This is a genomic window from Microcoleus sp. K4-B3, from assembly GCF_036704615.1.
Taxonomy (GTDB): domain Bacteria; phylum Cyanobacteriota; class Cyanobacteriia; order Cyanobacteriales; family Microcoleaceae; genus Microcoleus.
In genome coordinates this window covers 1-23158 of sequence record NZ_JAUBSF010000020.1, presented here as the reverse complement: position 1 = coordinate 23158, position 23158 = coordinate 1, and the positions used below count along the sequence as shown (strand labels likewise).

Annotated in this window: 20 protein-coding genes; 6 read left to right on the top strand and 14 right to left on the bottom strand. The window is 45.6% G+C overall.

The annotated features are described in order from the left end of the window. Nucleotides 1–116: 116 nt before the first annotated feature. The 4 genes from QUA78_RS11790 to QUA78_RS11775 all read right to left on the bottom strand — a co-directional run bounded on the left by QUA78_RS11790 (nucleotide 117) and on the right by QUA78_RS11775 (nucleotide 4731). Nucleotides 117–341 (bottom strand): hypothetical protein, encoded by a 225-nt coding sequence (locus QUA78_RS11790; RefSeq protein ID WP_333303100.1) that lies wholly within the window; start codon nucleotides 339–341, stop codon nucleotides 117–119. Between the two features lie 88 nt (nucleotides 342–429). Further along, the gene (locus QUA78_RS11785) at nucleotides 430–1761 is read right to left on the bottom strand and encodes a serine/threonine-protein kinase (RefSeq protein WP_333303099.1); all 1332 of its coding nucleotides are present in this window, start codon (nucleotides 1759–1761) and stop codon (nucleotides 430–432) included. A gap of 93 nt (nucleotides 1762–1854) precedes the next feature. Continuing rightward, a complete protein-coding gene (locus tag QUA78_RS11780) occupies nucleotides 1855–2850 on the bottom strand; it encodes a pentapeptide repeat-containing protein (protein ID WP_333303098.1) in 996 nt (331 codons plus the stop codon). Between the two features lie 198 nt (nucleotides 2851–3048). Next, nucleotides 3049–4731, bottom strand: coding sequence for a hypothetical protein (locus QUA78_RS11775; RefSeq protein ID WP_333303097.1), 1683 nt, complete (start codon nucleotides 4729–4731; stop codon nucleotides 3049–3051). 70 nt (nucleotides 4732–4801) lie between these two features. Between QUA78_RS11775 and QUA78_RS11770 the strand changes: the two genes are divergently transcribed. Continuing rightward, nucleotides 4802–6301 (top strand): NAD(P)/FAD-dependent oxidoreductase, encoded by a 1500-nt coding sequence (locus QUA78_RS11770; protein ID WP_333303096.1) that lies wholly within the window; start codon nucleotides 4802–4804, stop codon nucleotides 6299–6301. Between the two features lie 122 nt (nucleotides 6302–6423). Here QUA78_RS11770 and QUA78_RS11765 read toward each other — a convergent pair whose 3' ends face one another. Then, nucleotides 6424–6600: a hypothetical protein gene (locus QUA78_RS11765; protein ID WP_333303094.1), complete on the bottom strand. Its 177-nt coding sequence runs from the start codon at nucleotides 6598–6600 to the stop codon at nucleotides 6424–6426. Beyond that, nucleotides 6588–7598 (bottom strand): leucine-rich repeat domain-containing protein, encoded by a 1011-nt coding sequence (locus QUA78_RS11760; RefSeq protein WP_333303093.1) that lies wholly within the window; start codon nucleotides 7596–7598, stop codon nucleotides 6588–6590. The genes QUA78_RS11765 and QUA78_RS11760 overlap by 13 nt, the downstream gene beginning before the upstream one ends. A 178-nt stretch (nucleotides 7599–7776) precedes the next feature. Here QUA78_RS11760 and QUA78_RS11755 point away from each other — a divergent pair, with 178 nt between their 5' ends. Next, nucleotides 7777–8244 (top strand): ABA4-like family protein, encoded by a 468-nt coding sequence (locus QUA78_RS11755; RefSeq protein ID WP_333201692.1) that lies wholly within the window; start codon nucleotides 7777–7779, stop codon nucleotides 8242–8244. 239 nt (nucleotides 8245–8483) lie between these two features. On the opposite strand, the gene QUA78_RS11750 is transcribed toward QUA78_RS11755, so the two are convergent. Further along, entirely contained in the window at nucleotides 8484–11402 is a 2919-nt protein-coding gene (locus QUA78_RS11750; RefSeq protein WP_333303092.1) for a GAF domain-containing protein, read from the bottom strand. 230 nt (nucleotides 11403–11632) lie between these two features. Here QUA78_RS11750 and QUA78_RS11745 point away from each other — a divergent pair, with 230 nt between their 5' ends. Beyond that, nucleotides 11633–12793: a quinone-dependent dihydroorotate dehydrogenase gene (locus tag QUA78_RS11745; protein WP_333303091.1), complete on the top strand. Its 1161-nt coding sequence runs from the start codon at nucleotides 11633–11635 to the stop codon at nucleotides 12791–12793. Between the two features lie 66 nt (nucleotides 12794–12859). Here the strand turns inward: QUA78_RS11745 and QUA78_RS11740 are convergent, their stop codons facing one another. From QUA78_RS11740 to QUA78_RS11730, 3 genes are all read right to left on the bottom strand, one after another. After that, nucleotides 12860–13129 (bottom strand): hypothetical protein, encoded by a 270-nt coding sequence (locus tag QUA78_RS11740; protein WP_333303090.1) that lies wholly within the window; start codon nucleotides 13127–13129, stop codon nucleotides 12860–12862. 6 nt (nucleotides 13130–13135) lie between these two features. Continuing rightward, on the bottom strand, nucleotides 13136–14602 hold the full coding sequence (locus QUA78_RS11735; RefSeq protein ID WP_333303089.1) for an anthranilate synthase component I: 1467 nt from the start codon (nucleotides 14600–14602) through the stop codon (nucleotides 13136–13138). A gap of 117 nt (nucleotides 14603–14719) precedes the next feature. Then, the gene (locus QUA78_RS11730) at nucleotides 14720–15391 is read right to left on the bottom strand and encodes an aminotransferase class IV (RefSeq protein ID WP_333303088.1); all 672 of its coding nucleotides are present in this window, start codon (nucleotides 15389–15391) and stop codon (nucleotides 14720–14722) included. A 94-nt stretch (nucleotides 15392–15485) separates the two neighbouring features. Here QUA78_RS11730 and QUA78_RS11725 point away from each other — a divergent pair, with 94 nt between their 5' ends. Next, entirely contained in the window at nucleotides 15486–16154 is a 669-nt protein-coding gene (locus QUA78_RS11725; RefSeq protein WP_333303087.1) for an ElyC/SanA/YdcF family protein, read from the top strand. Nucleotides 16155–16330: 176 nt separating this feature from the next. Here QUA78_RS11725 and QUA78_RS11720 read toward each other — a convergent pair whose 3' ends face one another. Next, nucleotides 16331–16558 carry a hypothetical protein gene (locus tag QUA78_RS11720; protein ID WP_333303086.1) on the bottom strand — a complete coding sequence of 76 codons (228 nt, stop codon included), beginning with the start codon at nucleotides 16556–16558 and terminating at the stop codon, nucleotides 16331–16333. Between the two features lie 395 nt (nucleotides 16559–16953). Between QUA78_RS11720 and QUA78_RS11715 the strand changes: the two genes are divergently transcribed. After that, on the top strand, nucleotides 16954–17592 hold the full coding sequence (locus tag QUA78_RS11715) for a transaldolase family protein (RefSeq protein WP_333303085.1): 639 nt from the start codon (nucleotides 16954–16956) through the stop codon (nucleotides 17590–17592). Nucleotides 17593–17950: 358 nt separating this feature from the next. Here the strand turns inward: QUA78_RS11715 and QUA78_RS11710 are convergent, their stop codons facing one another. Together QUA78_RS11710 and cax are read right to left on the bottom strand one after the other, a co-directional pair. Beyond that, nucleotides 17951–20020, bottom strand: a complete 2070-nt coding sequence (locus QUA78_RS11710) for a serine/threonine-protein kinase (RefSeq protein WP_333303084.1) — start codon at nucleotides 20018–20020, stop codon at nucleotides 17951–17953. Between the two features lie 1123 nt (nucleotides 20021–21143). Continuing rightward, on the bottom strand, nucleotides 21144–22265 hold the full coding sequence (cax, locus tag QUA78_RS11705; protein WP_333303083.1) for a calcium/proton exchanger: 1122 nt from the start codon (nucleotides 22263–22265) through the stop codon (nucleotides 21144–21146). 55 nt (nucleotides 22266–22320) lie between these two features. Between cax and QUA78_RS11700 the strand changes: the two genes are divergently transcribed. Next, entirely contained in the window at nucleotides 22321–22452 is a 132-nt protein-coding gene (locus QUA78_RS11700) for a hypothetical protein (RefSeq protein WP_333303082.1), read from the top strand. A gap of 65 nt (nucleotides 22453–22517) precedes the next feature. Here QUA78_RS11700 and QUA78_RS11695 read toward each other — a convergent pair. After that, the coding region (locus QUA78_RS11695; RefSeq protein ID WP_333398806.1) for an ISAzo13 family transposase at nucleotides 22518–23158 on the bottom strand (641 nt) is incomplete at its 5' end.

Below are 23158 nucleotides of genomic sequence, written 5' to 3'. Positions count from 1 at the left end.
GCGTAGATAATAACTATTGTAACTTTAGGAAAGCCAGCGCGTCCGAGGTGAACATGGGTGCGAAAAACTTCATTAAATAGGAAAAATCCCGTAACTATCGCTGAACCTAAAATAAACTAATTTTCAGGACGATTCGGTTGAGTATTTCTTAGCAAACCAAAGCTAAAAACACACACCATTACAGCCAAATAAAACAACATTTGGAACATCAGAAAAAAGAAACCCGCCCCCGGATATGTCGCAAGACAAGGCGGAAAAAATAACCCTTTTACCGAAGAACCAAACCCATTTAAGGCCAAACTTACCACCCCTACCAGCAGGACAGCTAAAGTATTGAGCAAAAAAAAAATCCTATAATTTGCCATAATCTAGTTTGAGTGCCTCATGTATTCTCATCATTGAGCGATCGCAGTTTTTTACTAAATTTACTTATCTTAAATTTAACCAATCTTGAATTTCTTGCGCTAACCAAGCCGCCTCAACCTCTTTCAAATGTTCTGCTAAAATATAAAGGTCAGTTCTCATCTCGGTACCTGAACGAATCCTGATTTGATTTCCCTGAGTCGTGGTATATATAAAAGCACCCAAAATTTCCGAAATTTCCCCAGTTTGTTGTGAATAACTCCAACCAAATATCTGATGTTCCAGCTTAAAGTAGTTCCGGTTAAATGTAATTTTATGACCCTTGCCAAAAATATCAACTAAGATACTTGCTATAATCGCAAACAATCCTAATGCAATACTTAAATATTCTTCCCAAAATCCTAAGATTATCGGCCCAAATAGCAGTATAATTAATATTCCTATAAAAGCGCCTAAAAAAGGATGTCTGACTAAAGTAGACGGAATTTTAATGTTTAACTCCGTCGCTGATTTGCTAACTTGAATGCGACTGTGAGGCGGTTTAGCAATTTTCCGAACAGTCGCAATTTGAAGATTGGCCCCTTGTATGTTTCCCGATTTCAAAGCTGCTAAAGCGTCTCTAGCCTTGCTGAAACGCTTTTCTAACCCGATTTCCGTCATTTTTTCAATCCAGCTTACCAAACTAGGATTCACACTCACGCGATCGCTAAACTGAATCCGACAATCTTTCTGTGGCAAATCTGCAGGAGTCGCCCCCGTTAACAAATGAATTAAAGTAGCTCCTAAAGCATACAAATCCGAAGCCGCCACCGCCCGCCCCCAAAACTGTTCTAAGGGTGCATAGCCACTCGTTCCTACCACTGTAAACGTTACACCTGTCACCGCTGCTTGAGCTTGCACAGCGCCAAAATCTACTAAATAAACCTGCTGATCTTCCCCCCAAATTAAATTACTTGGCTTAATATCGCGGTGCAAAACCGGGGGACTTAATTCATGCAAATAAATTAAAATTTCCAGCACTTCACTCGCAATTATCCGTACTTTTTTTTCTGAAAAACGCTGACCATTTTCTAATAATTCCTGAAGTGAAAGTCCCGGAATATAATCTTGCACTAATCCAAACCAAGGCAATCCTGCTCCGGCTTCCCGCTCCAGGGAAAAATAATCTCGATAGCAAGGAATGCGGGGATGATTTAGCGCCTGCAAAACTTGTGCTTCTCTTTCAAAAAGCTTGAGTTCTTCCCACTGCATTTCCGGGCTAAAAGCTAACATTTTCAGCGTCACCTGTTCTTGAGACTCTAAATCTACTGCTAGCCAAGTTTGATGACCGACCGCTGTGCGTCCTAAACGCTGTTGCAATTGATAACGTTCTTGTAAAATTTTCCCTGGATTTAACACAGCATTCTCCTATTTTTTTATTCTACGAAATTGCCTTAAATATTAATTAAATTAACTATTTTGCCGAAAGGGTTAAATTGCTACTACAAGTAATTACAGGTGAATTTCTCCATTCGGCATAATTGTACCGCGCCACTGAACACCTGCTAAATTAGCACTGCTCAAATCTGCCCTAATCAAAGTTGTGCGGTGCAAAATTGCATCCCGCAAATCTGTTTTAGCCAGGTAAGCATCTGTCATATCAGCTTCACTCAAATTAGCCTGATTAAAATTAGCTCGACTCAAATCAGCCCGCACCAAATTAGCTCGACTCAAGTCAGCCATAATTAAATTAGCATTGCTCAATTTAACATCAGTAAGAAATGCACCCCGCAAGTTAGCGCCAGCCAATTCAGCATCAAGTAACACAGCTCTTTCCAACTTAGCATTTGTCATTACAGCCCAAGAAAAATTTGTTTCTACCAAAGTTGCTTCAGTCAAAAATATGCCCTCTAAAATAGCTTCGCTCAAATTCGCCTGAGTCAGATTTGCTTCTCCCAGAAATGCTTCAGTCAAATTCGCGTGACTGAGATTAGCTTTAGTCAAATCTGCACCTTGCAAATTGACGCCCCGCAAATCTGCACCTTGCAAATTTGCACCGCGCAAATTTGCACCCTCAAAAATCCGCAGTTCCTTGCGCAAATTTGCACCCCGCAAGCACGCACCGCGCAAATCTGCACCTTGCAAATTGACACCTCGCATATCTACATCGCTCAAATTTGCATCGATAAAAACTGCCAAAGAGATGTTTGCTTTGCGAAAGTCTGCGCCTTGCAAACTTGCTCCGTGGAAGTCGGCATCCGACAAATTTGCTCCGCTCAAGTTAGCCTGATTTAAGTTAGCACCGGACAACTTTGCATTAGTTAAATTGGCGCGCTGAAGGTTAATTCTGCTCAGGTACGACATCGCTAAGTTTGCACCCCAGAGGTCAGCACTACTTAAATTGACGCCTATTAAATCGGCACCGCTCAGGTATACCCCTCTGAGATTCATACCTTGAAAATCTAGTTCTCCTGATGTATATCGTCTTAAAATTTCGCTGGCATTCATATTTGTTTTTGTTGTTAATTAGGTACAATCTGCTATTTCTAGACTGCTTAAATTTCAGTTCGCGCAGGCGGACTTAGTTTTTGTAGCCTCAGACTTGAGTCTGATAAATTTGATGAAACTTCTTTAATTTCAGTTTGCGCAGGCGGACTTAGTTTGTGTAACCCCAGCCCCATACTTGAGTCTGAGCATTTAATGAGTTTAATTGACAAACTCTTGAGTCCAAGAGACTGTTTTGCTGCCTAACTGTCGCCCGTGAATTTTTACATGAGTAAGATATTTTGACTTTAAAGTACACAGTTTTTTGTCAATGTATGAAGCTGTAGCCTGTTGGTTTGGTACTTCAGCAGAATCCAGAATGACGTGGAGCCAACCGTCTTTAAATCCCGCTGTAGCAGTAATTCCCTTAGGCTGTAGCAATTGATTAATCAATTGGGCGATCGCCTTTGGTTTACCTTGTTTTGCCATTTCCAGAAGCTGATACTGATTTGCTTTATGGCTAGAGTTTTCCGGCGGTATTTCGGAAATATTGTCCGCCCTTTTTTCTGGAATTTCAGAAGGATATTTTCCGCTTTCTTTTGACTCCAATTCGAGCAAAATTTCCAGCATCTTATCGGCAAACTTCTGAACTTTTCCTACATACTCTCTGAGATTTTTATATTTCCAGTACAAACGGTCTTCTGCACTTCCCGTAGAAAATTTTCCGTTCAAAGCAGCTTCTAACTGGGTGAATATATTTTCTATTTGCGCTGTTGCGGAGTTAGCACTTTGACTGACTAATTCTGTCATTTCTTCTTCCAATTCCAACTTGCGTTTGATGGAATCGCTAATATTTATAATAACAGGAGCCGCCGGTTCTAAAATTTCGATAATAGTCGGCATTTCTGCAACTGGGAATGTTTCTACCATTTCCTGTCTGAAATGGGTAGGATAATTATTGCTGGTTTCGGGCTCTTTAAACTGTACATTTTCTGCCGTGCCCGGCACTAAGTAACTCTTTTGGGGGTCATAATGATAGTGAGCTGGAGCAGATTGAAGGATGTGAGTAATCTCGCCTGGATCAAAATAATCGGTGCGCCTGTCCACCAGCTCGCTCTCTTCATAAACACTGTTGTTTAAACGTGTCTGATCGTAACCTTCGCTAGCTGAAGATTCGGCTTCATGAGGTTCTTCCTGTTGCATTGTTGCGTAACAAGAATTCATCGCTTTGATGATTACGCTCGCAGCTTGGTCGTTTTCATCTCTATTGTCGAGATTGCTAGCAGTTGTGTACAACTGAGATTCGAGTTCGGCTAGGCTACCGCAGACATTAAACAGTTGTCGCAGCAGATTGTCAAGTTCTTGAGTTTTCAGCAGCAGCCAGTCGCGATCGCTAAAAGTAAACTGGTGATAAAGACTAGAAAAAATTAGTATTTTAGCCCTCAGCGGATTTGTTTGCTGCAAAATCTTTTGTCTGACATCAAATAAATTCCCGGGGTTTCTTGCCCTTTCTTCGCTGCTTGATACTTCCAAACTAAAGTGTTCTTCAAATGCGGGAGCTTCCTGACCGCCAAAACTCGATATGTTTGTTTCTAATTTGGTGAAGTCTTCAAATTCATACAGCCTGCTAAGCTGACAGATTATGAGGTCGGATACTAAAGCATACTCGGTTTTTTTATTTACCTTAGAAACTATACTATTTAAAACTGCTTCAATATCTTCTAACCTGCTGTATTTGGCGCACAGTTCTTCGATTAAAATTCTGATCTCGGCGCTGGCGAGTTGGGCCGGATCGTTTTCCCAAGACTCTTTACAAGCAAAAAATATTATTTTTTTAATGCGCGAGAGATTGACGTCTTGTTCTAATTCGCGAACAACTTCATCTAAAATAGATAAAGCTTTCATAGTTTTCCTCCCATAAAAATACCCTGTCAACAGTCAGCGATAAATAATAAGATCATACCACATTTGATAAATGCAAGACTTTGATGCGATCGTAATTGGCAGCGGTATTGGCGGCTTAGTCGCCGGCTCGATGCTAGCTCGCTACGGCAAGCGGGTTATCGTATGCGAGAGCCACACCATAGCGGGCGGGGCAGCTCACAGCTTTTCGCGCCGGGGATTTCACTTTGATTCGGGGCCTTCTTTTTATTGCGGTTTGACTGACCCGCAGTCGTTTAATCCTTTGCGGCAAGTTTTTGATGTTTTAGAGGAATCGATCGCAGCAATTTCCTACGATCCGCTGGGGCATTACCATTTTCCCGAGGGAAGTTTACCGGTTTATGCTGATGCGAGAAGTTACTTAGATGCTGTAGCTAAGTTCGCACCGCAAGGTGCTGTAGAATTGCAGCAATTTCAACAAAATTTATTAGTTTTGTATGAGGCTTTGCGTGGAATTCCGGCTTTAGCGCTGAGATCCGATTGGCAGTTGATACCTGTTTTGCTGTCTCGGTACTCGCCTGCTTTGCTGAAGCTGTTACCGCTAGTAGGTGCGATCGCGGGTTCAGCAGGTTCCTTGATGGATCGGGACGTGCGCGACCCTTGGGTGCGGCGTTTGATTGATTTGGAGTGCTTTTTGCTGTCGGGTTTGAAAGCGCACGGAACTGTCGCGCCGGAAATAGCTTTTATGATTGGCGAACGATCGCGCTGTGCGATCGAATATCCTGTAGGTGGCAGCGGTGCGATCGTCGATGCTTTAGTGAGAGGTTTGCAGCGCTGGGGAGGAAAGTTGCGCCTGGGAACTCCCGTCGAGCAAATATTAGTTGAATCCGGCAAAACCACCGGCGTTCGCTTGCAAAATGGCGAAATAATCCGCGCCCCAATTGTTATTTCAAATGCCACCGTCTGGGATACTTATACAAAATTACTGCAACCTGAAGATTTGCCGGAAAGCTACCGAAAAACCTCCTTGTCGATGCCAGCAGTAGACAGTTTCATGCACCTGCATTTAGGAATTAAAGCCGCAGGACTCGAAGGTTTGACCGGCCACCACGTCGTCGTTCACGACAGCAAGATCGACATTACAGTACCCGGAAATACTTGCATGATTTCGATTCCTACAGTGTGGGATGCAACTCTCGCGCCGCCCGGACATCACGCCGTTCACGCTTATACATTGGAACCTTACGAAGGTTGGGAGTACGGCGAATTGTATCAGCAGAAAAAGCAAGAGCGATCGCAATCTCTGTTTCAAGCTTTAGAAAAAATTATACCGGATTTGCGATCGCGGATAGTCTTAGAGTCGATCGGCACACCGCTAACCCACGCCCGATTTTTGCGCCGATATCAAGGAACTTACGGGCCTGCAATCGCCGCCGGAAAAGGCACATTTCCCGGGCCGCACACACCAATCAAAGGCTTGTATCGGGTGGGAGACAGCACCATGCCGGGAATTGGCGTGCCCGCCGTCGCAGCATCGGGTATTTTGTGCGCGAATACTTTGGTAAATTCGGATGTTACAGCACAATTTTTGTAAATTGGTAGAGGAAGCGGGCGGGTTTTGCCCAAGATATTTCCGGCAACTCAACAAATAGATAAACCCGCCCTCTCGGAACCAGTAAACTGCTTTCTGGAGCGCTGATGAGTGCTAAAAACTGATTATCCACCAGCGGCAAAAGCGCCCAGAATTGCGATCGACAAAGCCAAACCTGGCAACAGCAGCAATCCTAACATCAAAGCATCGTGTCCGCTCATCACATTCTCCTGATATTCACCTTTGACATTATACTCTATAAACTGCCATCTTGCCTCGACCTTAAAAATTAAAACCGACATATAGATTCAGGATTGACAGGGCAAATTTTATTAACAATCGGATTCCCGCGCAAGTCTAGCGTAGTTAACTTTTGCAAAGATTGCAGGGAACTGATATCAGAGATTTGATTGTTGTACAAGTCTAGTAAAAATAAGTTATTTAAAGCTTGTAGCGCGCTGCTATCGGAAATCGGATTGTTGAACAGATAAAGTTCAGTCAAATTAGTTAAATATTTCAGCGGACTGATGTCTGATATTTGATTATTACCGAGGTTGAGTTCAATTAAATTAGTGAGCGATGTCAAAGGACTAATATCTGATATATTATTCTGGAATAAAACCAATTTATTTAAGTTAGTCAGCGATGCCAGCGGAGTAAGGTCAGATATTTCATTTCCGAATAGAAACAGCGTAGTGAGATTTTTTAAGGAAGCTAGCGGGGTGATATCCGATATTTTATTATTGTAAAGGTAGAGTGTATCGAGTGCAGTCAAGTTTCTCAGAGGAGCGAGATCGGAAATTTGATTGTTGTAGAGGATGAGCGCATTTAAGTTCGTTAAAACTTGCACCGGAGTGATGTCTGAAATTTTGTTATCAAACAAGACAAGTGCGGTAATATTAGTTAGACCTGCTAGGGGACTGATGTCTGAAATTTGATTGGTATCGAGAACGAGTCTTGTCAGATTTATTAGAGATGAAAGCGGACTGATATCTGATATTTGATTGACATCCACAACCAGAGTTTTCAGATTGGTTAAAGATTGCAGGGGACTGAGATCAGATATTTGATTGCTGCCGAGAATGAGATTAGTAAGTTGAGTGAAAGATGAGAGGGGAATGATATCGGTAATTTCAAGATTTTTGAGGTTAAGTTCTGTTGTATTAGAAAGCAGCTCGTTGGCTCGATCGCACTCGGAAGTGTCTGATATTTGCAACAGTATTTCTACCGTATGTTTGGCGCTAGGAGACAGAGTTTCTTTGTGCTTACACCAATCTAGAAAGTTATTATAAGTTGTCATGTGCTGTGCTGCGTCAATCGATATTAGATGGGAGATTTGATTTTTTAGATAAGTATAGCAATTCTATTTCATTTGTGAAGGAGATTTTTTTCGGGTTTTGATAAATTTTAGCAAAAATTGTGTAAAGTAATCTTAACATCCTTAATTGCATTGCATTACCAGGAGCCAAGAGCCAACTATGACACCCGAACTAATTTTTAACGCAGCTAATCTGTTCGTTTTGCCTTTCTGGGCAATTATGATTTTATTACCAAACTGGGGAATTACCCGAAAAGTGATGAATTCTTTCATTCCGTTTGCAGTGCTAGCCGCTTTGTACATATATTTGTTTGGTAGCAGTCTGACTGCGGAAAATGCGGCAGCTTTGTCGAATCCCAAGCTAGCAGATATTGCTAAGTTTCTGGGGGAGGAAACAGCGGCGGCTACGGGATGGATACATTTTTTAGTGATGGATTTGTTTGTCGGGCGCTGGATTTATTTGGAAGGACAGCGGACAGGAGTTTGGACGGTTCATTCTTTGGCTTTGTGTTTGTTTGCTGGGCCGATGGGATTGCTTTCTCATATTGTAACTGCTTGGATTACTCAAAGGTTTTTCCCTAGTTCTGAAAGTCTTTCAGGGGCGGGTTCTCCGGCTCATCCACAATAAAGTTGATATATTGTAGAACGGGTTCTCCGGCCCGTTCCTTCCTAAATATGGCGCAAGATACCAGTAACAATATAGATATTAGCTAAACCAGCCCCTTGTATTTTGAAAGAGGTAGATGGCGATTTACTGTTGGGTGGGCGCGGGTTTATGAAATTATGGGTTTTAGGCAATTATTGTTTATGAAACACGCCCCTACAATTTTCGATCGCAGCTTGGAACTTTTACAAAATTTTACAATATTAAGAATTGGCTAGGGGCAGCACTAAACGAGCCACAATTAAATTGTTTTCTAACATTTCTAAAGACAAGTTTCCCCCCATTAAGCGTACTGCTCGCTGACAAATTAAGAGATTTTGCACGATCGACCTATTTGCAGAAACGCCTAATATATCGGGCCCGGAACCGCCGTTGAAGGCAGCAATTAACTGTCGATCGCACGCGCCGCTATCGATCACAGAGAATTCTAGCAAACCTTCCCCCAACAACTGAGAGCGAATCTCAATCTTGTCACCAACTCCAGAGCGCCTGCAAGCCGCCGTCAGCAATTCGCACAGGATCAAATCCAGCTTCATACTGTCCCCGCGAACGCTCAAAGTCTGGCCTGCAGGCATCGACACAGCAGTTTCTCTGTGCACTTCCAGCAAGACTTGCGACTGTTTGATCAGGGGGGCCGTTCGATCGAGCGATCGCCTCAGCCAAGCGCTCACAGGCACCGCATCTTGTGCGAATTGCAGCCGCCACTGTTCCTGTTTCAGCAGCAAATGAGTTGACCCCAAAGCATTGCCAATGTGCCGCAAAACCTGTTGGTAGCGCAAAGTTTTCAAAGCATCCTTTTGCTCCTTCCCCGACTGCAAAATCGACTGACTCAAATCCCCCAACTCCTTCACCCCCGCTCCCACAGTGCGGTAAAAGTCCTCAAAACGGCGCTGTTTGTACCAGTTGAGCAGCTCCAGATCGAATCGGTGCGACTCCTCGGCCGATTGCACCGCCAAATATCTGCGCCACCAAGCCAACTGAGACGCCATCGAGCTGAGTAAACTCACCGACAACTCCGACCACTGGCGGCCCGGAGCGTCTGCAGCCACCACAATGCCCGCCGGAGCGTGTTCTGGGGCCGTCCGCAGCGCCACCGTCATCATCTCGCCAATTCCCGGACTGCGCAGCCACCGCTTCGTCGCCAGTTGCAGTTGGCTCGTGCTCTGTTGCAGCACCCCGCTAGCAGCCAGGGTTTGTTGGATCAAGGCATCTGTTTTGACAGGAATCACCGCCTCGGGATTGAGGGCAAATACGGGATTGGCAGCTAGCGCCGTTGCAATTGAACCTTCCTCCTGACCTGGATTCCAAGTAATTACGGCTACTAAAGGACAGGAAAGTGTCTGGGAAACGTGTTGAGCAAAGTTACGATCGAGCTTTTGTAGCGGCAACTCTGGGAACATCGTCGGTGAAGCAGCAGATATCGGTTGCTCAGATTGCTCCTCAGGAGAATGCTGCAAAACCGCCAAACCCGATTTGAGCAATCGCTCAAATTGCTGATATTTGTCGATTTCCGAACTCTGCTGCCAGGAGTGCAGGATCAATCCTAGCTGTTGGCTCACTAACCGAACTAATTCTTGCTCAGCTCGCCTCCAAGTGCGAGTTGCACTGTGCCCGACAACCAGCAAACCCTCGATCGATTTTCGATTGGCGATTTTCGATTTTAAATTCGGGTTTTCTCCGTCTTTATTTTTCCTGCGAGTGCTTGATGCCAAAAGCGATCGCACCCCCGCCTCCGCTAGCACTTCCCGCCAAGCCCCCAACCGCCCGTCTTCTTCCCAATTTTCAATAGCCAGAGGTGCGCTTTCTTGCAACAGCCCCACGTCTGCCGCGTCGAGGGCGTTGAGCGGCGACGGCACTGCCCTGCGGTTGCGGGGCAGATTTTGGCAGACAATCTCAAAGCGATTTTGTTCTTCGCCGTACAGCAGCAGCAAAAAGTATTCGCATTTGAGCCGCCCGCACAACTGCTCGGCGGTATTTTTCAAAGTCGCCTCCCAGTCAGCATCGCTGTAGATGGCGCGAGCTATTCCGGCAGTTAAATCTCGATCGATCTCAGTTTGCTGAATTTTCTCCTCCATCTCCGACACAGGAGCCGTCAGAGCCACTAACCGCGCCACTCCCTGCAGGTAATGTTTTTCATTTTCTTGCCAAATCCGGGGCTCGCCGGCTTCGACTGCCAAAAATCCCAACAATTCCCCTTCTGAAACAATCGGCGCAGCCAACAGAGAGCGAGCGCGGATTTGCTGCATCAACCGCCCCGTCAGCTCAGTTTTCAGAGAACTTTGAGATTCACCGATCCAAACCATTTCTTCCCTGCCCAAAGCCTGATAAAATTCGCCCAAGTCTTGGACGGTGATGCCCGAAGCCGCTCGGCCCGGCCCGCCCAAACCCGGAGCAACTTCGCGGTTGCTGACTCGGCGCCAAAAATAGCGCCGCTCTCGCTCGAACCAATAAACATTGGTGCGCGTCGGCTGGATAAATTCATGGGCTTGTTCGACAACCGCTTGCAAGTATTGGTCGAGCGATCGCAGTTCCCCCAACTGCGAAATCAGCGCTAAAAGAGACTCGTCTGGGTGTTTGACTTGTTGTCGCTGCCAGTCTTTTTCTATTTGGTAAAGAGCAGTTGCGAGCGCTCCAAATACGATCGCCAACTGCGTTTTTTCCCCCGACTTTGGCGACGCTCCCCACACGTCAGTCCCGAGCAAAATCACGCCGTAGCAGCGGTCTTTGTAGCGGAGCGGAAACAGAGTCGTGCCTTGAATATTGAAAGTTTGAGCTGCTTTGCGCCATTCTCCGGCTCTGTTTTCCGATCGCAAATCCGGGACTCCCACCGGCCGGAGCTGAATCACCACTTGTTCCAGCAAATCCCCTGGGCTGAGGGCAAACCGCTGTTTGAGAAAAGACTGGTCGCCGTTAGGAGTCATGCCACCTTTCCCCAACAATCTGTGGGCCTGTCGATCGTACAACCCGATCCAAATCAACCCCCAGTCAAATTCCGTTTGCAAGTAACCGAGTGTGGTCGAAAGTAGCACTTCAACATTCTCCTCTTCTCGGAGAGTCTGGAGAACGCGTTCCAGGGTCGCGATTTGTTCGTCTAAATCCTTCGGTCTTTGCTGCTGCCCCATTTCCAAGCTTCCCCGCACCTTTGTCTAATTTAAAATTACCAACTTAAAAATTAAAAAATTCAAATGGAAAAGAATCAACTTATAATATAATCGTCTCACTTATCCTTGAATCTCAAACATTGAATAAAGTCGATCGAAGTTGAAGTAACAACCTCGCCTTCGCTGTCTGCTCGTGAATATTTTTATTTCCTTTCTGATTTCTCATTTGTAAATTGCCCCAGTACAAGTCATTGGATATTTATCAATCAGGTGTACGGCCGCTGTTGTTTTCCGTATTGAAAACCGATGCCGAGTGGCTGCACAACCGCACTCTCCAAGTTCTCGAACTCGCAGCCAGAACCCAGTCAAACCCCGCAACCAGCCAAATGCTCTCCCGATTGCAGAAATCTTTGGGAGTCCAAGATTCTCGCCTCGAACAATCTTTGTGGGGACTGAGCTTTAACAATCCTGTCGGCTTGGCTGCGGGATTTGATAAAAATGGCGTAGCTGCTGACATTTGGGCAAATTTTGGCTTTGGCTTTGCCGAACTCGGCACTGTCACTTGTCAACCGCAGCCGGGAAACCCCCAGCCTCGCTTGTTTCGCTTGACGGACGACTGTGCAGCCCTCAACCGCATGGGATTTAACAATCAAGGAGCCGCGGCAATGGCAGCCCGGTTTGAGGCTGCACAGAAACAGTCCCCATTCGATGCCTCGCGCCCCATGCCTAAGTCTCCGTTCCCCTTGGGCATCAATCTCGGTAAATCTAAGGTAACACCGTTAGAGCAGGCAGCAGCGGACTATTTGGAGAGTTTTAAGCTGCTGAAAGATTGGGGCGACTATTTTGTAGTCAACGTTTCATCTCCGAATACGCCCGGGTTGCGATCGCTCCAAGATGCTGCTGGACTTAGCACGATTTTGGAAATTTTGCAACAAGAAAATCAGGGAAGCAAGCCAATTTTAGTTAAGATTGCGCCGGATTTGGAACCCGAGGCGATCGCATCAATCCTGGACTTAGCAAAAACCTACCAACTAGCAGGAATTATCGCCACAAATACCACCATCCGCCGCGACGGATTGAAAACACAAATATTGCGAGAAACAGGCAAACCAATCGCCGCAGAAGCCGGGGGAATTAGCGGGCTTCCTGTGCGGGAGCGATCGACAGAAGTAATCCGATTTATCTGGCAATATACAAAAGGCGAATTACCCATAATTGGAGTTGGCGGCATTTTCACCGCCGAAGATGCTTGGGAAAAAATAGCCGCCGGTGCGAGTTTAATTCAAGTCTACACCGGTTGGGTTTACGAAGGGCCTTGGATGGTGCGTCGGATTCTCCAAGGTTTGTTGCAAAAGTTAGAAGAACGCGGATTTAGTTCTATTTCTGAGGCAGTAGGTTCGGACAATCAATAGACATACGAGTGAAAAGCAAGTCTTGGGCAGGCAGGATGCCTGTCCCACAAGAATTCTTGAAGAAGTCTAATAAATTCTTGCAGGAATCAGCCATTGAGGGGCTTTGTTAATTGCTTGTGCTTTTCCTTTGCGATCGTGATAGTGAGCTTCTCCAACAGCTAACCAGCTTTGGCAGTCTCGTCTAATATCCATGAGTTCACCCAGAAGCTGACTCACAGTGCGATCGCTAAAAAAACTATAGCGGTTCTCAGGAAAGTAAGGTACTCTTCCAATGCCCTGTTTGGCCAATGCCCAATGCCCAATGCCCAATGCCCAATGCCCAATGCCCAAGAACACCTCATGTTACTGAGAAAGGCTATAATCAAATATTTCCGCTAATTTCAAAGCATTAACTAGAGCTTGAGCTTTATGCAGCGACTCCTGCCATTCCATTTCAGGATCGCTATCAGCAACAATCCCCGCACCCACTTGTCCCCAAACAACTCCCCCGGTCGTACCGTCACTTTTTGGTGCATATAAAAGGGTGCGAATCAAAATATTTAAGTCCAGGTTGCCGCGCCAGTCCAAATAACCGCAGGAACCGTAAAATAAATTGCGCTTTACGGGTTCCAATTCTTCGATGATTTCCAGACAGCGCACTTTCGGACAACCTGTAATCGTACCCCCCGGAAATACCCCTCGAATTAAGTCGATCGCGTCGCAATCTCGTCTTAATGTACCGATAACATTACTGACGAGGTGCATCACGTGACTGTAGCGTTCAACGGTCAGAAATTCGTTAACTTTTACCGAGCCCCATTCACACACCCTCCCGATATCGTTGCGCTCTAAGTCAACTAACATAATATGTTCGGCTCTTTCTTTGATATTCTCTATTAATTCCTGTGCTAAGTGCTCATCTTGAATGCAGGTTAAACCTCGCGGTCTCGTTCCCGCGATCGGTCTAGTATCCACTTCTTTTCCTAATAATTGAACCAGTCTTTCCGGCGAACAACTAACTATCGCCCCCCACGGAGTTTGCCAATAACTTGCAAAAGGCGAAGGATTGATCCGTTGCAAAGCCCGGTAAATTGACCAACTACTGCAATCTGTACGGGCTTCAAACCGCAAAGATAAATTAGCCTGAAAAATATCGCCCGCATGAATATACTTCTGAGCTTTTCGCACTATTTCTTTATACTCACTCTGAGATAATTGGAAAATAGGAGTAGCGGAATTTTGTTGATAATTCTCCGGTAAATTATTCTGGATTATTTCTGGCTGGGTTTGCTCTAATTGATGCTGCATAACATCGAGTTGAGAAGGTTGACTCGCAGCCAACCAGAGAATTTGCGTTTGACGGTCTAAAACCGCAAAAGATTCTGGTTCGTACCAACAGCTAACCGGGAAAGGAAGCGGATCGGTATTGAGTTGGGGCAGGTGTTCGATTTCCCACGCTAAATCATAACCTAGCCATCCCAACCAACCCCCAGTAAAAGGAATTTCCGGCGGTACATTCACTGCTAAATTTTGCTTTTGAGAGTCCAAAAGAGCGCGCAAAAAAGGTAAAATTTCACCTACTGCCGGTGTCCATAGCTGAGATTGACCATCAATTATCCGGGGAGAACCTGCACAAATAGAATATCGTGTCAAGTTAGTAGAAGATGTAGCTGGACTTTCTAGCAGAACAGCCATATCGCGGGGGAAACAATCCGATATTGAGCTTGCACTGTCGGCAGTTTTACCGAGAAATAAAATTTGAAAAATCTCAGATCCGCTGCGCTGATTTAGGGGAAGCTTTCGCCAATGCCAAGGTTGTATTTGTTTCATAATAGATTGCACTATGGTTAACACTCTCAGGACTTACGCAACGAGTAAATTTTGATACTATCTGTAGCAGTAATGTGCACAGTTCGCACCCTACTAAAATCGAGTGAAAGCGTTATATCAGCCATTACTTACAACTTTCCAAACATCTCTGCTTGCTTCTTTTTTGAGGCGTATCCAACCCCTAACGGAGTTAATGAGAAATAAAGTTTTGGTACTGCGCAAATCATCTAAGGTAATTAACTCTTCTCTGATTTTTCCCTCCTCTAAAAGTTGAGAACGAAACGTCCCCGGTAATAAACCGCACTTGACGGGAGGTGTGATTAGACCTGCGGGTGTATCGATCGCAATATTGGCGATCGTAGATTCGGTGATAACTCCATCTTGATTCCACAGAAAGACATCCTGATATTCGGGCTGCGACTCCAAAGCCATTGTATAAGGCAATCGGTAAGTTGTCTTGTGGTAAAGAAATGGGCTTTGAGAATCGATCGGTTTGCGGGCAATTCCCACAGATGCACCGATTTTTAAGATACCGCTATCTAGTGTCTGAGCTTGTAATGTTATGTTTCCCTTACAAGATATTGTTAACCGTATTTTTTGTTTGACTGAACCGCAAGTCATACTTAATGCTTGTAAAGCTTTACTTGCTTCTGTTAGCGATAGGGGGAAATGAAAATAATCAGCCGATCGCTCTAATCTTTGAAGATGTCTGTCTAGCAAAAAATAGCCGTTTTTGGGTTCCCATAAAAGCGATTCCAGCAATTCAAACTTTGGCTGTTGTTGAATCATATTTTTCAATATAATGTAACTTAGGTAACTTGACAATTTTGAGATCCGCGAAGCGGTCTGTTTGTGTAATTATATAGGAAGTTAACTTGAATTTATGTTGCCTAAATCCTTTATATTTCAATGGCGCCTTGCCATCGGGCTGTTAATATTAACCTCAGTGTTCACACCCCTAGCCCTCAACTACTACGTCAGGCTAGTGAAAAGCAACTACCTGCGCACCGATGTAGCTAAGGTTCCCGCCGAACCAATTGCCATTGTTTTTGGTGCCGGAGTTTGGGAAGACGGCACTCCAAGCCCAATGTTAGCCGATCGAGTGCAAGCAGCCGTCGATTTGTACAAAGCAGGGCGAACGGGCAAACTTTTGATGACAGGAGACAATAGCAGCGCCGATTACAACGAAGTCAAAGCAATGCAGGAGTACGCCGAAGCACAGGGCGTACCGATTAATAATATCATTCTCGATTATGCCGGATTTAGCACCTATGAAAGTTGCTACCGGGCGAAAGAGATTTTTGGCATAACGAAGGCTGTTTTAGTTACCCAAAACTTTCACTTAGCCCGCGCTGTTTATACCTGCCGCCAGTTGGGCGTAGAGGCGATCGGCTTAGGAACGCCGGATTGGGGCAAATTCCCCCAAAATAGCATGATTCGGTACAGTTTCCGCGAATTTCTGGCAGTCCTCAAAGCGCTTTGGGAAGTGCGCGTTACCCGTCCAGAACCGACTTTTTTGGGGTCGTTTGAAGGAATTAAAGAAAAATTATGAGTGCTCTGTTGAAGACTTTAGTCCTTGCTTTAAGGAGTAAAGTCTTCACTAAAAATGGGTTTTCTTACAACTAACCGGACATCATGTAAGTCCGGGAGTTGTAAGTTTTGAGTTAAACAAAAGTCCCGACACAACTCACAAATCATAACTCGCCCATTGCGGTAGCGATCCATAACTTACTCGCGTTTGGAAAGCCCAGCCAGCGACCAAGTTAAGCTCACCATCATTAACCGGGCTAGAGCCTTCAAACGGTCTCGATCGTTCTTTTGAACCGCTTGAGACAGAGTTTCAGACTTAACATTTATCGACAATTCTTCAGCGGTTTCTGCTGGTTTTTTCCACTGAGGTTGTTCAGAAGATGTCTCAAGGCTGACTTGTGGCTGCTGATTTTTGTCTTCGGTCATTTTCTGAGTCACCTCCTTGAGTTATTGCATACATAACCCCTATTACAAATGTAAACTATTTGTATCCGGGATTTAGCGAGTCAACTTTTCCTTACCCGACAATCCTAGTTACCAATGGACTTCAAAGTTTTGAGTTCTGTTGTGAGCTATGTTGAATAGCACTTACGAACTTTCCCTCAGAAACCCGCTTTCTTTACGTAAGTCCTGTTGAATTCAAAACTCCAAACTCACGCACTAATGTCGGTGATGGACATAACTGAATTGTTATCTTTACTTAACAGTAATATTTCCGAGACTTTGATATTGTTAAAGCTTAACGATTAATTGTGCTCGGATTTATCTCAATCTGAAAGCAAGCGTCTGGAAAATATTAAGAAACTGAAGGTGTAGAGCCGATGGCAATTTATGTTGATACTGCAATTGTAGCGGAAGCGGCACGGGCGAGCAAGTTCGGATGGATAGCGGGCATTACTACTAATCCGACACTTTTGGCAAAAAGCGAGTTATCTCCTGAGGTGACGCTCAAACAACTGGCACAACTGATTTCTGGGGAAGTGTACTATCAGCTAATGGCATCTGATTTTGATGGCATGGTAGCAGAAGGAAAAGCTGCTTTTCAATTAATTGGACAGCAAACAGTTTTGAAAGTTCCAGCAACGGCGGCGGGTTTCCAAGCAGTCGCGCATTTGTCACCGGAAATTCCTTGCGCGGTGACGGCGATATACAGCGCATCACAAGCGGTTGTCTCAGCAGAAGCGGGTGCTAAATATGCGATCGCCTACGTGAATCGCGCTACCCGACTCCTCGGAGACGGTTTTGCCTTAGTGCGAGATATGGCGAATGTGTTGCAGACAACTAATACTGAGATTTTGGCAGCTAGCATTAAATCGCCGGAAGAAGCGGTCAAGACTTTATTAGCTGGCGCCCATCATTTGACATTGCCTTTTGACGTGTTGCAAGCGATGGCTGTTCACGAGTTGTCTCAGCAAACTATGGAGGAATTTGCCAAAAACGGGCGGGGGATTTTGGGATAATACCAAATTTATTTGCATAACGTCTTGATTATGTGAAAATTGAAAATTGCGAATTGGTAATGGGTAATTGGTATGGGTTTTGAATAACTCATATCAAATAGGGTAACATCCGAATGATACCGAGCTTGCGGGCGTCCGGCTCTTGATGAGAACTCGCGAGCAGGACGCTAGATTGCAGGGTATAATTCCGAGTCAGCGTATTTGATAGGACTGATGAGTGATGACTGCTGACTAAGGACTATTGATACCAGTCAAAAAAAAGAAAGCCAGTGTAAGCCCGTGCTTCAAACCCATACAAAATAAGCCATTACCACTTCTTTAATCAAAAATCTCAAATCAAAAATCAAAAATAGTATGACTATGGCATTCGCCAAATCTTAATAGTGCGATCGGGACTGCCACTCACAAAAGTCTTGCTATCTCTGGCAATAGCAACAGAACTCACAAACTGGCTGTGACCAGAAAGAGTGTTTCTTTCTTTTCCCGTCTTCAAATCCCAAACTATAATATCTCCGCCCCCGCCGATCAAAGTGCGGCTGTCCGGGCTAAAGGCGATCGTCCTCACCCAGCTCGAATGCCCTTTAAAAGTGCGGGTGCGCTTCCCGTCTTGCACGTTCGACAAACGGATCGTATTGTCGGTGCTAGCACTAGCCACACTTTGCCCGTTCGGGCTAAAAGCCACAGCATTAACCGGGCCCCCGTGACCTGTGATAATTCTTCTAACTTCTCCGGTGCCGAGATTCCACAAACGCAGAGTCTTGTCATCGCTGCCGCTAGCGAGAGTTTTACCGTCCCCGCTCAAAGCGATCGCGTTTACTCCTCCGGCGTGGCCGCTCAAAGTCCGCAACCTGCTGCCGGTGCTGACATTCCACAAGCGAATAGTTTTGTCATTGCTGCCGCTAGCGAGAGTTTTACCGTCCCTGCTAAAAGCGATCGCGTTAACGACGGCTTTGTGAGCGGGAATCGTCCGCATCCGCCGCCCCGTCTTCAAATCCCAGAGAATCACATTATTGTCGCCGCCGCCGCTGGCCAAAATCGAGCTGTCCGGGCTCACCGCCACCGTCTTGACCGATTTTTTAGAATGCACCGAATTGAGAGTCCGCACCAGGCGTCCCGTCCTCACATTCCAAATTCTAATCGTCCCAAAGCTTGCGCTGACCAAAGTTTGACCGTCAGGCGACAGGGCGATCGCATTTACACTGCCGACATTATCCAAACTTCTTTGCAAAAACTGACTGCTAGGCAAACTAGAAAGCAGCCACACCGGGTTGGCAGGAAACACCCCGTAACGCAGCGAACCGTAAATTTGAGACGCACCAATACCCAGCATCAAAACAGCCGTGCCGGCCAGCAACTTATTTTTCCAATCAAAAACCTTTTCGGCGGGCTTCTTCAAGACCGAATTCAGAGGTCTGAGGCGGTTCATGGAATTCTGCTTCGTCGCCCCAGACGCCCCGGAAGTTGCGCGAAGTTTAGTTTGCCCCGTCGCCGGCAACTGAGTCGGCAACTGACTTTCCGCACCGTCGAGTTTAATTTCCTCCAAGCACTGCAATACCATCTGCGGACTTTGAGGTCGATTTCCCGGAAAAGGCGCCATCAGGTAATCGATCACATTAGCCACGGGGTCGGAAACCTGAGGAGCTCCTTTGCGCCACATTAATCTGCCCGTGCGCGGGTTTTCTGGAAACGCAGTCGGCGGCTTCCCAGTCAGCAAATAAACAAAAGTGCGACCCAGAGCAAAAAAATCCGACTGCGGAACAGCCTTGCCATTAGTTTGTTCCGGCGGCGTGTAGCCCGGGGAAACAATACCAGTCACATTTTGCCCCTGGCCCACCTTAGCGAAATAAGTCGCCGACACTTCCCGAGCAGTCCCGAAGTCAATCAGCACTAACTGCCCGTTCGGCTTGCACATAATATTGTGCGGCTTAATATCCCGATGGAAATAGTTGAGGCGGTGAACTTGGTCTAAAATTTCCGACAGTTGTTTGAGCCAGTTTACAGCTTGTTCTTGACTGATCGGGCGGCCCCGATGTTTCAGCCAGTCTTGCAAATTGGCCCCAGCAATTTTCTCCATCACCAGACAGTGAAAAGACTCTGTGCTGTGAGCTGGCGTAAATATAAAATAACCGTCGCGATCGACTTTGGGAATACCTGGATGTCTTAGCCTGACCAATACGTCGGCTTCTTGCTTAAAAAGTTCTACAGCTTTGGGATGTTCTTTGAGTAAGACTTTGAGCACTCTTCGAGCGCCGTTGTCGTCCACTTCAAATGTTCTGCCAAAGCCGCCGCCTCCGAGAGGTGCGACTAGCCGATATCGACCTTGCAACAAAAGTTCTGACCCGCAGTGGATACACGCGGATTTGCCAGAGTTGGCTGGATCGGAGGGATTCGGGCATTTGGGATTGAGGCAATAACTCACAGAAGCCACATAACCCTGATTGAGGTTGCTCTATCAAGTTTTACTTTGACACTGCTATACAAAACTTGGCTAAGCTTTATTTTTGCTTCACCATTCAACTAGAAGTATTTTCTAGAGGGTCTGATTCCTGCTTCTGCCAAGGGAGTCGGCTCTTACTTGTCCGCAGGCGTAAATTCGGGTGGAGCAGCACCCTATTTTTCAAATGAGTACAACTATTTATTGTGGAAGCTTTTAGCCATTGTTTAACCATTATTTTCAACCAATTTAACGAATCGTGGCATCCCGTTCGACCTTTTTATAGGCTGGTCAGTTTTAAATCGACCCTCGTTTACTCTCCCAGAAAATTTTTGCTGCAGATTTTCGGCATTATGAGAATGTTACACATAACTGCGTCTCTGTCAATATGCTGGCCATAATTCGCTATGAGCAAGTTTAATAAAGTATTAAGCGATTAGATTAACCTCTGTGCACTCTTGGTGACTGAGATTTTTGGTTCAGCTTGCGTCACTTGCTTGCGACTGGATTACTCCAGCCAAAGTAGAGGTGTCTTTTCTAAGAGCGTTAATTCCGGTAGGGCATACCGTATTTGAGTAGTCCTCTTTATCTAGTTCGGTTTTTGTTCAAATACGAGTTTTCCTAGACGGCAACACCGTGTTTGTGTGACTACGTACTCAACAACCTACTTAAGTTTTTACGTTGTCTAGTTATACTCAATTTTAAACTTATGACGATCGTAGCACACCTAGTACAAGACTCATGAGCATTCTTGATTGAAATCTTGCAGCGTCCCTGAAGTCAAGCGAGGCTTTAGTCTCGCTTGACTTCAGCATCCCGTCTTTTTCTCTAACCTGTGGCACTGCGATCTCGCGATCGGGTTGAGGCCAAAGGTTTTGTTGTTTGTCACAGCCGATCGAGGTCACAAATCCCTGATGACAGCACATAATGTACAAACAGACCAGAACTAATCACGAGAGAGCAGCTACATTTCAATTGTACGATCGCAACAACCACTCTCGAAAAAAGAAGTGAGAGTGGGAGAGTGGGAGAGTAGGGGAGTGGGAGAGTGGGAAAACCCGCCTTCTGCCGAATGCCTTCTTTCCTCTTCCCTCTTCGTTCCCCATAAGAAAGCCTGTTAAACAAGTCCCTCAATTACTGGATGGAAGTAGAACGCCAGCGCCAAAACCGTATAAGCTGCCAACAGCAAAGTACCTTCTAGCCAGTTAGAGTTGCCGTCAGAACTGATAGAATTGGCGATCAGCACCGACACCGCAACCGCCACAAGTTCAAACGGGTTGAAATTCAAGTCCATCGGTTTGCCCAAGACAAAACCTGCCAAAACCAACACCGGGGCAACAAACAAAGCAATTTGCAAACTCGAACCCACGGCCACAGAAACCGACAAATCCATTTTATTTTTCATCGCCACCGTCACCGCTGTTGTATGTTCGGCCGCATTGCCAATAATCGGCACTAAAATCACCCCGGTAAACAGCGATGTCAGCCCCAAACGCGCCGTCGCTTCTTCCAGAGTACCCACCAACAGTTCCGACTCGACAGCTACCATCAGGGTACAGGCCAACAGGACCGAAATCCACAGCGGCAGATTGACTTTGTGGTCAGGGCTGTCTGGTGCTAAGTTACTTTCGGCTAATTCTTCAAGCATTTCTATTTCGGCCACCCCTGCATCGTACAGATAACTGTGGGTTTTCATGGAAAACAGCAGCGTCAGCACGTAGACGACAATCAGCACTACAGCAACAGCGCTAGAGAGGTTCTGCATAGTTGCCGGAGGGATGCCAATAGAGGTGGCATTAACTGCAGTTGGCACCAAAATGGCAATCACGGCTAAGTTCATCGCTGAAGCATTTAACCGGGCGACTGTCGGCTGAAAATCTTGTTCTTTGTAGCGCAATCCGCCCAGCAGCATCGCCAATCCCATCACCAGCAGCAGGTTGCTCATAATTGAACCGGTGATGCTGGCCTTGACAACATCTATTAGCCCGGCGTTGAGGGCGACGATGCCGATAATCAGTTCCGTGGCATTTCCGAAGGTAGCGTTCAGCAAACCCCCCAAGTTGGCACCTAGGACGACGGCGATTTCTTCGGTGGCCGTCCCCATCCACGCGGCTAGGGGGATGATGGCTAAAGCCGAGGTGATGAAGATTGTGGAGGATTCCCAGCCGAGAAAGTGTCCGGCGATGGAAACTGGGATGAATAACAGCAGGCTGGAAATAATTGTATTTGTGTTTAGCATTTAGATTCTCAAAAGCTGCCAACCGTCAATCATAACCTGCGGGAAAATTTAAAAAATGGGTTGGGTTAGGGAATTGGGGGTGTTTCAAAGCTGGGGGGCGATCGCCCCCCAGCGTGGGATCGCTATTTGTTACGGACTGTGTGAGGTCAACGCCTGGTTAAAAATTCACTTTAAAACCACCCTATAGAATCCCGATGCTCCACAAACAAAGTCCGCCTCCGCCGACTAAGGAATGAAAAATTAATAATTTGATTAATTCGTGAGTTGAGGTACCGCTCGATAATTCCATTTGGGTAAATATTCATCAAAAACAATTTTCAGATTTTTTTTAAAATCATCAGTCACCTTTCGACCAATTTCATAGATTTTATCTACCACATTTACAACTACAGATAGACCCTGGTTAGTGTGAGTTTTTTCCATGAGACTTTTGACTAAATTTAGACTTGTAAAAATCACTCCTTGACAGGCTCTGGTTATATGAGGGAAGAGTCGATGTTCAATGGGATTGTATTTAGATGTATACGGAGGGTAATGAGCTCTTCCGATCTCAATTCCAATTTCATCTACTAACTTTTGTAAATCTTGCTTAAAGATATAATGATTAGCATTATTGCTACCGCCACCATCACACTTAGCTAAAATCGAATTGGCATGAGGATAGGCGGCTTTTCCATAATTATTCCACCAGTGTTTGATAGATTCACAAGCAAATTCACTGGTATCCTTACTGTTACCTAATGTTACATAACCTCGATTTTTTTGGCAAAGGTACTTTGGGAGTATGTCACTTTTGTAGTGAGTAATTATACTCAGGCAGCTTGTCTCTGATTTCCAATTAACCCGTTCAAGTAAGCACAACGATGAGCTAATACTTGTCCCACATGTTCTGA

What these genes read in the sequence shown, in the direction of transcription:
- QUA78_RS11730 (WP_333303088.1), bottom strand. Translation starts at nt 15,391, where the DNA reads ATGATTCAACAACAGCCAAAGTTTGAATTGCTGGAATCGCTTTTATGG.
- QUA78_RS11750 (WP_333303092.1), bottom strand. Translation starts at nt 11,402, where the DNA reads ATGGGGCAGCAGCAAAGACCGAAGGATTTAGACGAACAAATCGCGACC.
- QUA78_RS11725 (WP_333303087.1), top strand. Translation starts at nt 15,486, where the DNA reads ATGTTGCCTAAATCCTTTATATTTCAATGGCGCCTTGCCATCGGGCTG.
- QUA78_RS11775 (WP_333303097.1), bottom strand. Translation starts at nt 4,731, where the DNA reads ATGAAAGCTTTATCTATTTTAGATGAAGTTGTTCGCGAATTAGAACAA.
- QUA78_RS11755 (WP_333201692.1), top strand. Translation starts at nt 7,777, where the DNA reads ATGACACCCGAACTAATTTTTAACGCAGCTAATCTGTTCGTTTTGCCT.
- QUA78_RS11715 (WP_333303085.1), top strand. Translation starts at nt 16,954, where the DNA reads ATGGCAATTTATGTTGATACTGCAATTGTAGCGGAAGCGGCACGGGCG.
- QUA78_RS11760 (WP_333303093.1), bottom strand. Translation starts at nt 7,598, where the DNA reads ATGACAACTTATAATAACTTTCTAGATTGGTGTAAGCACAAAGAAACT.
- QUA78_RS11770 (WP_333303096.1), top strand. Translation starts at nt 4,802, where the DNA reads ATGCAAGACTTTGATGCGATCGTAATTGGCAGCGGTATTGGCGGCTTA.
- QUA78_RS11765 (WP_333303094.1), bottom strand. Translation starts at nt 6,600, where the DNA reads ATGTCGGTTTTAATTTTTAAGGTCGAGGCAAGATGGCAGTTTATAGAG.
- QUA78_RS11735 (WP_333303089.1), bottom strand. Translation starts at nt 14,602, where the DNA reads ATGAAACAAATACAACCTTGGCATTGGCGAAAGCTTCCCCTAAATCAG.
- QUA78_RS11780 (WP_333303098.1), bottom strand. Translation starts at nt 2,850, where the DNA reads ATGAATGCCAGCGAAATTTTAAGACGATATACATCAGGAGAACTAGAT.
- QUA78_RS11720 (WP_333303086.1), bottom strand. Translation starts at nt 16,558, where the DNA reads ATGACCGAAGACAAAAATCAGCAGCCACAAGTCAGCCTTGAGACATCT.
- QUA78_RS11700 (WP_333303082.1), top strand. Translation starts at nt 22,321, where the DNA reads ATGGGTTGGGTTAGGGAATTGGGGGTGTTTCAAAGCTGGGGGGCGATC.
- cax (WP_333303083.1), bottom strand. Translation starts at nt 22,265, where the DNA reads ATGCTAAACACAAATACAATTATTTCCAGCCTGCTGTTATTCATCCCA.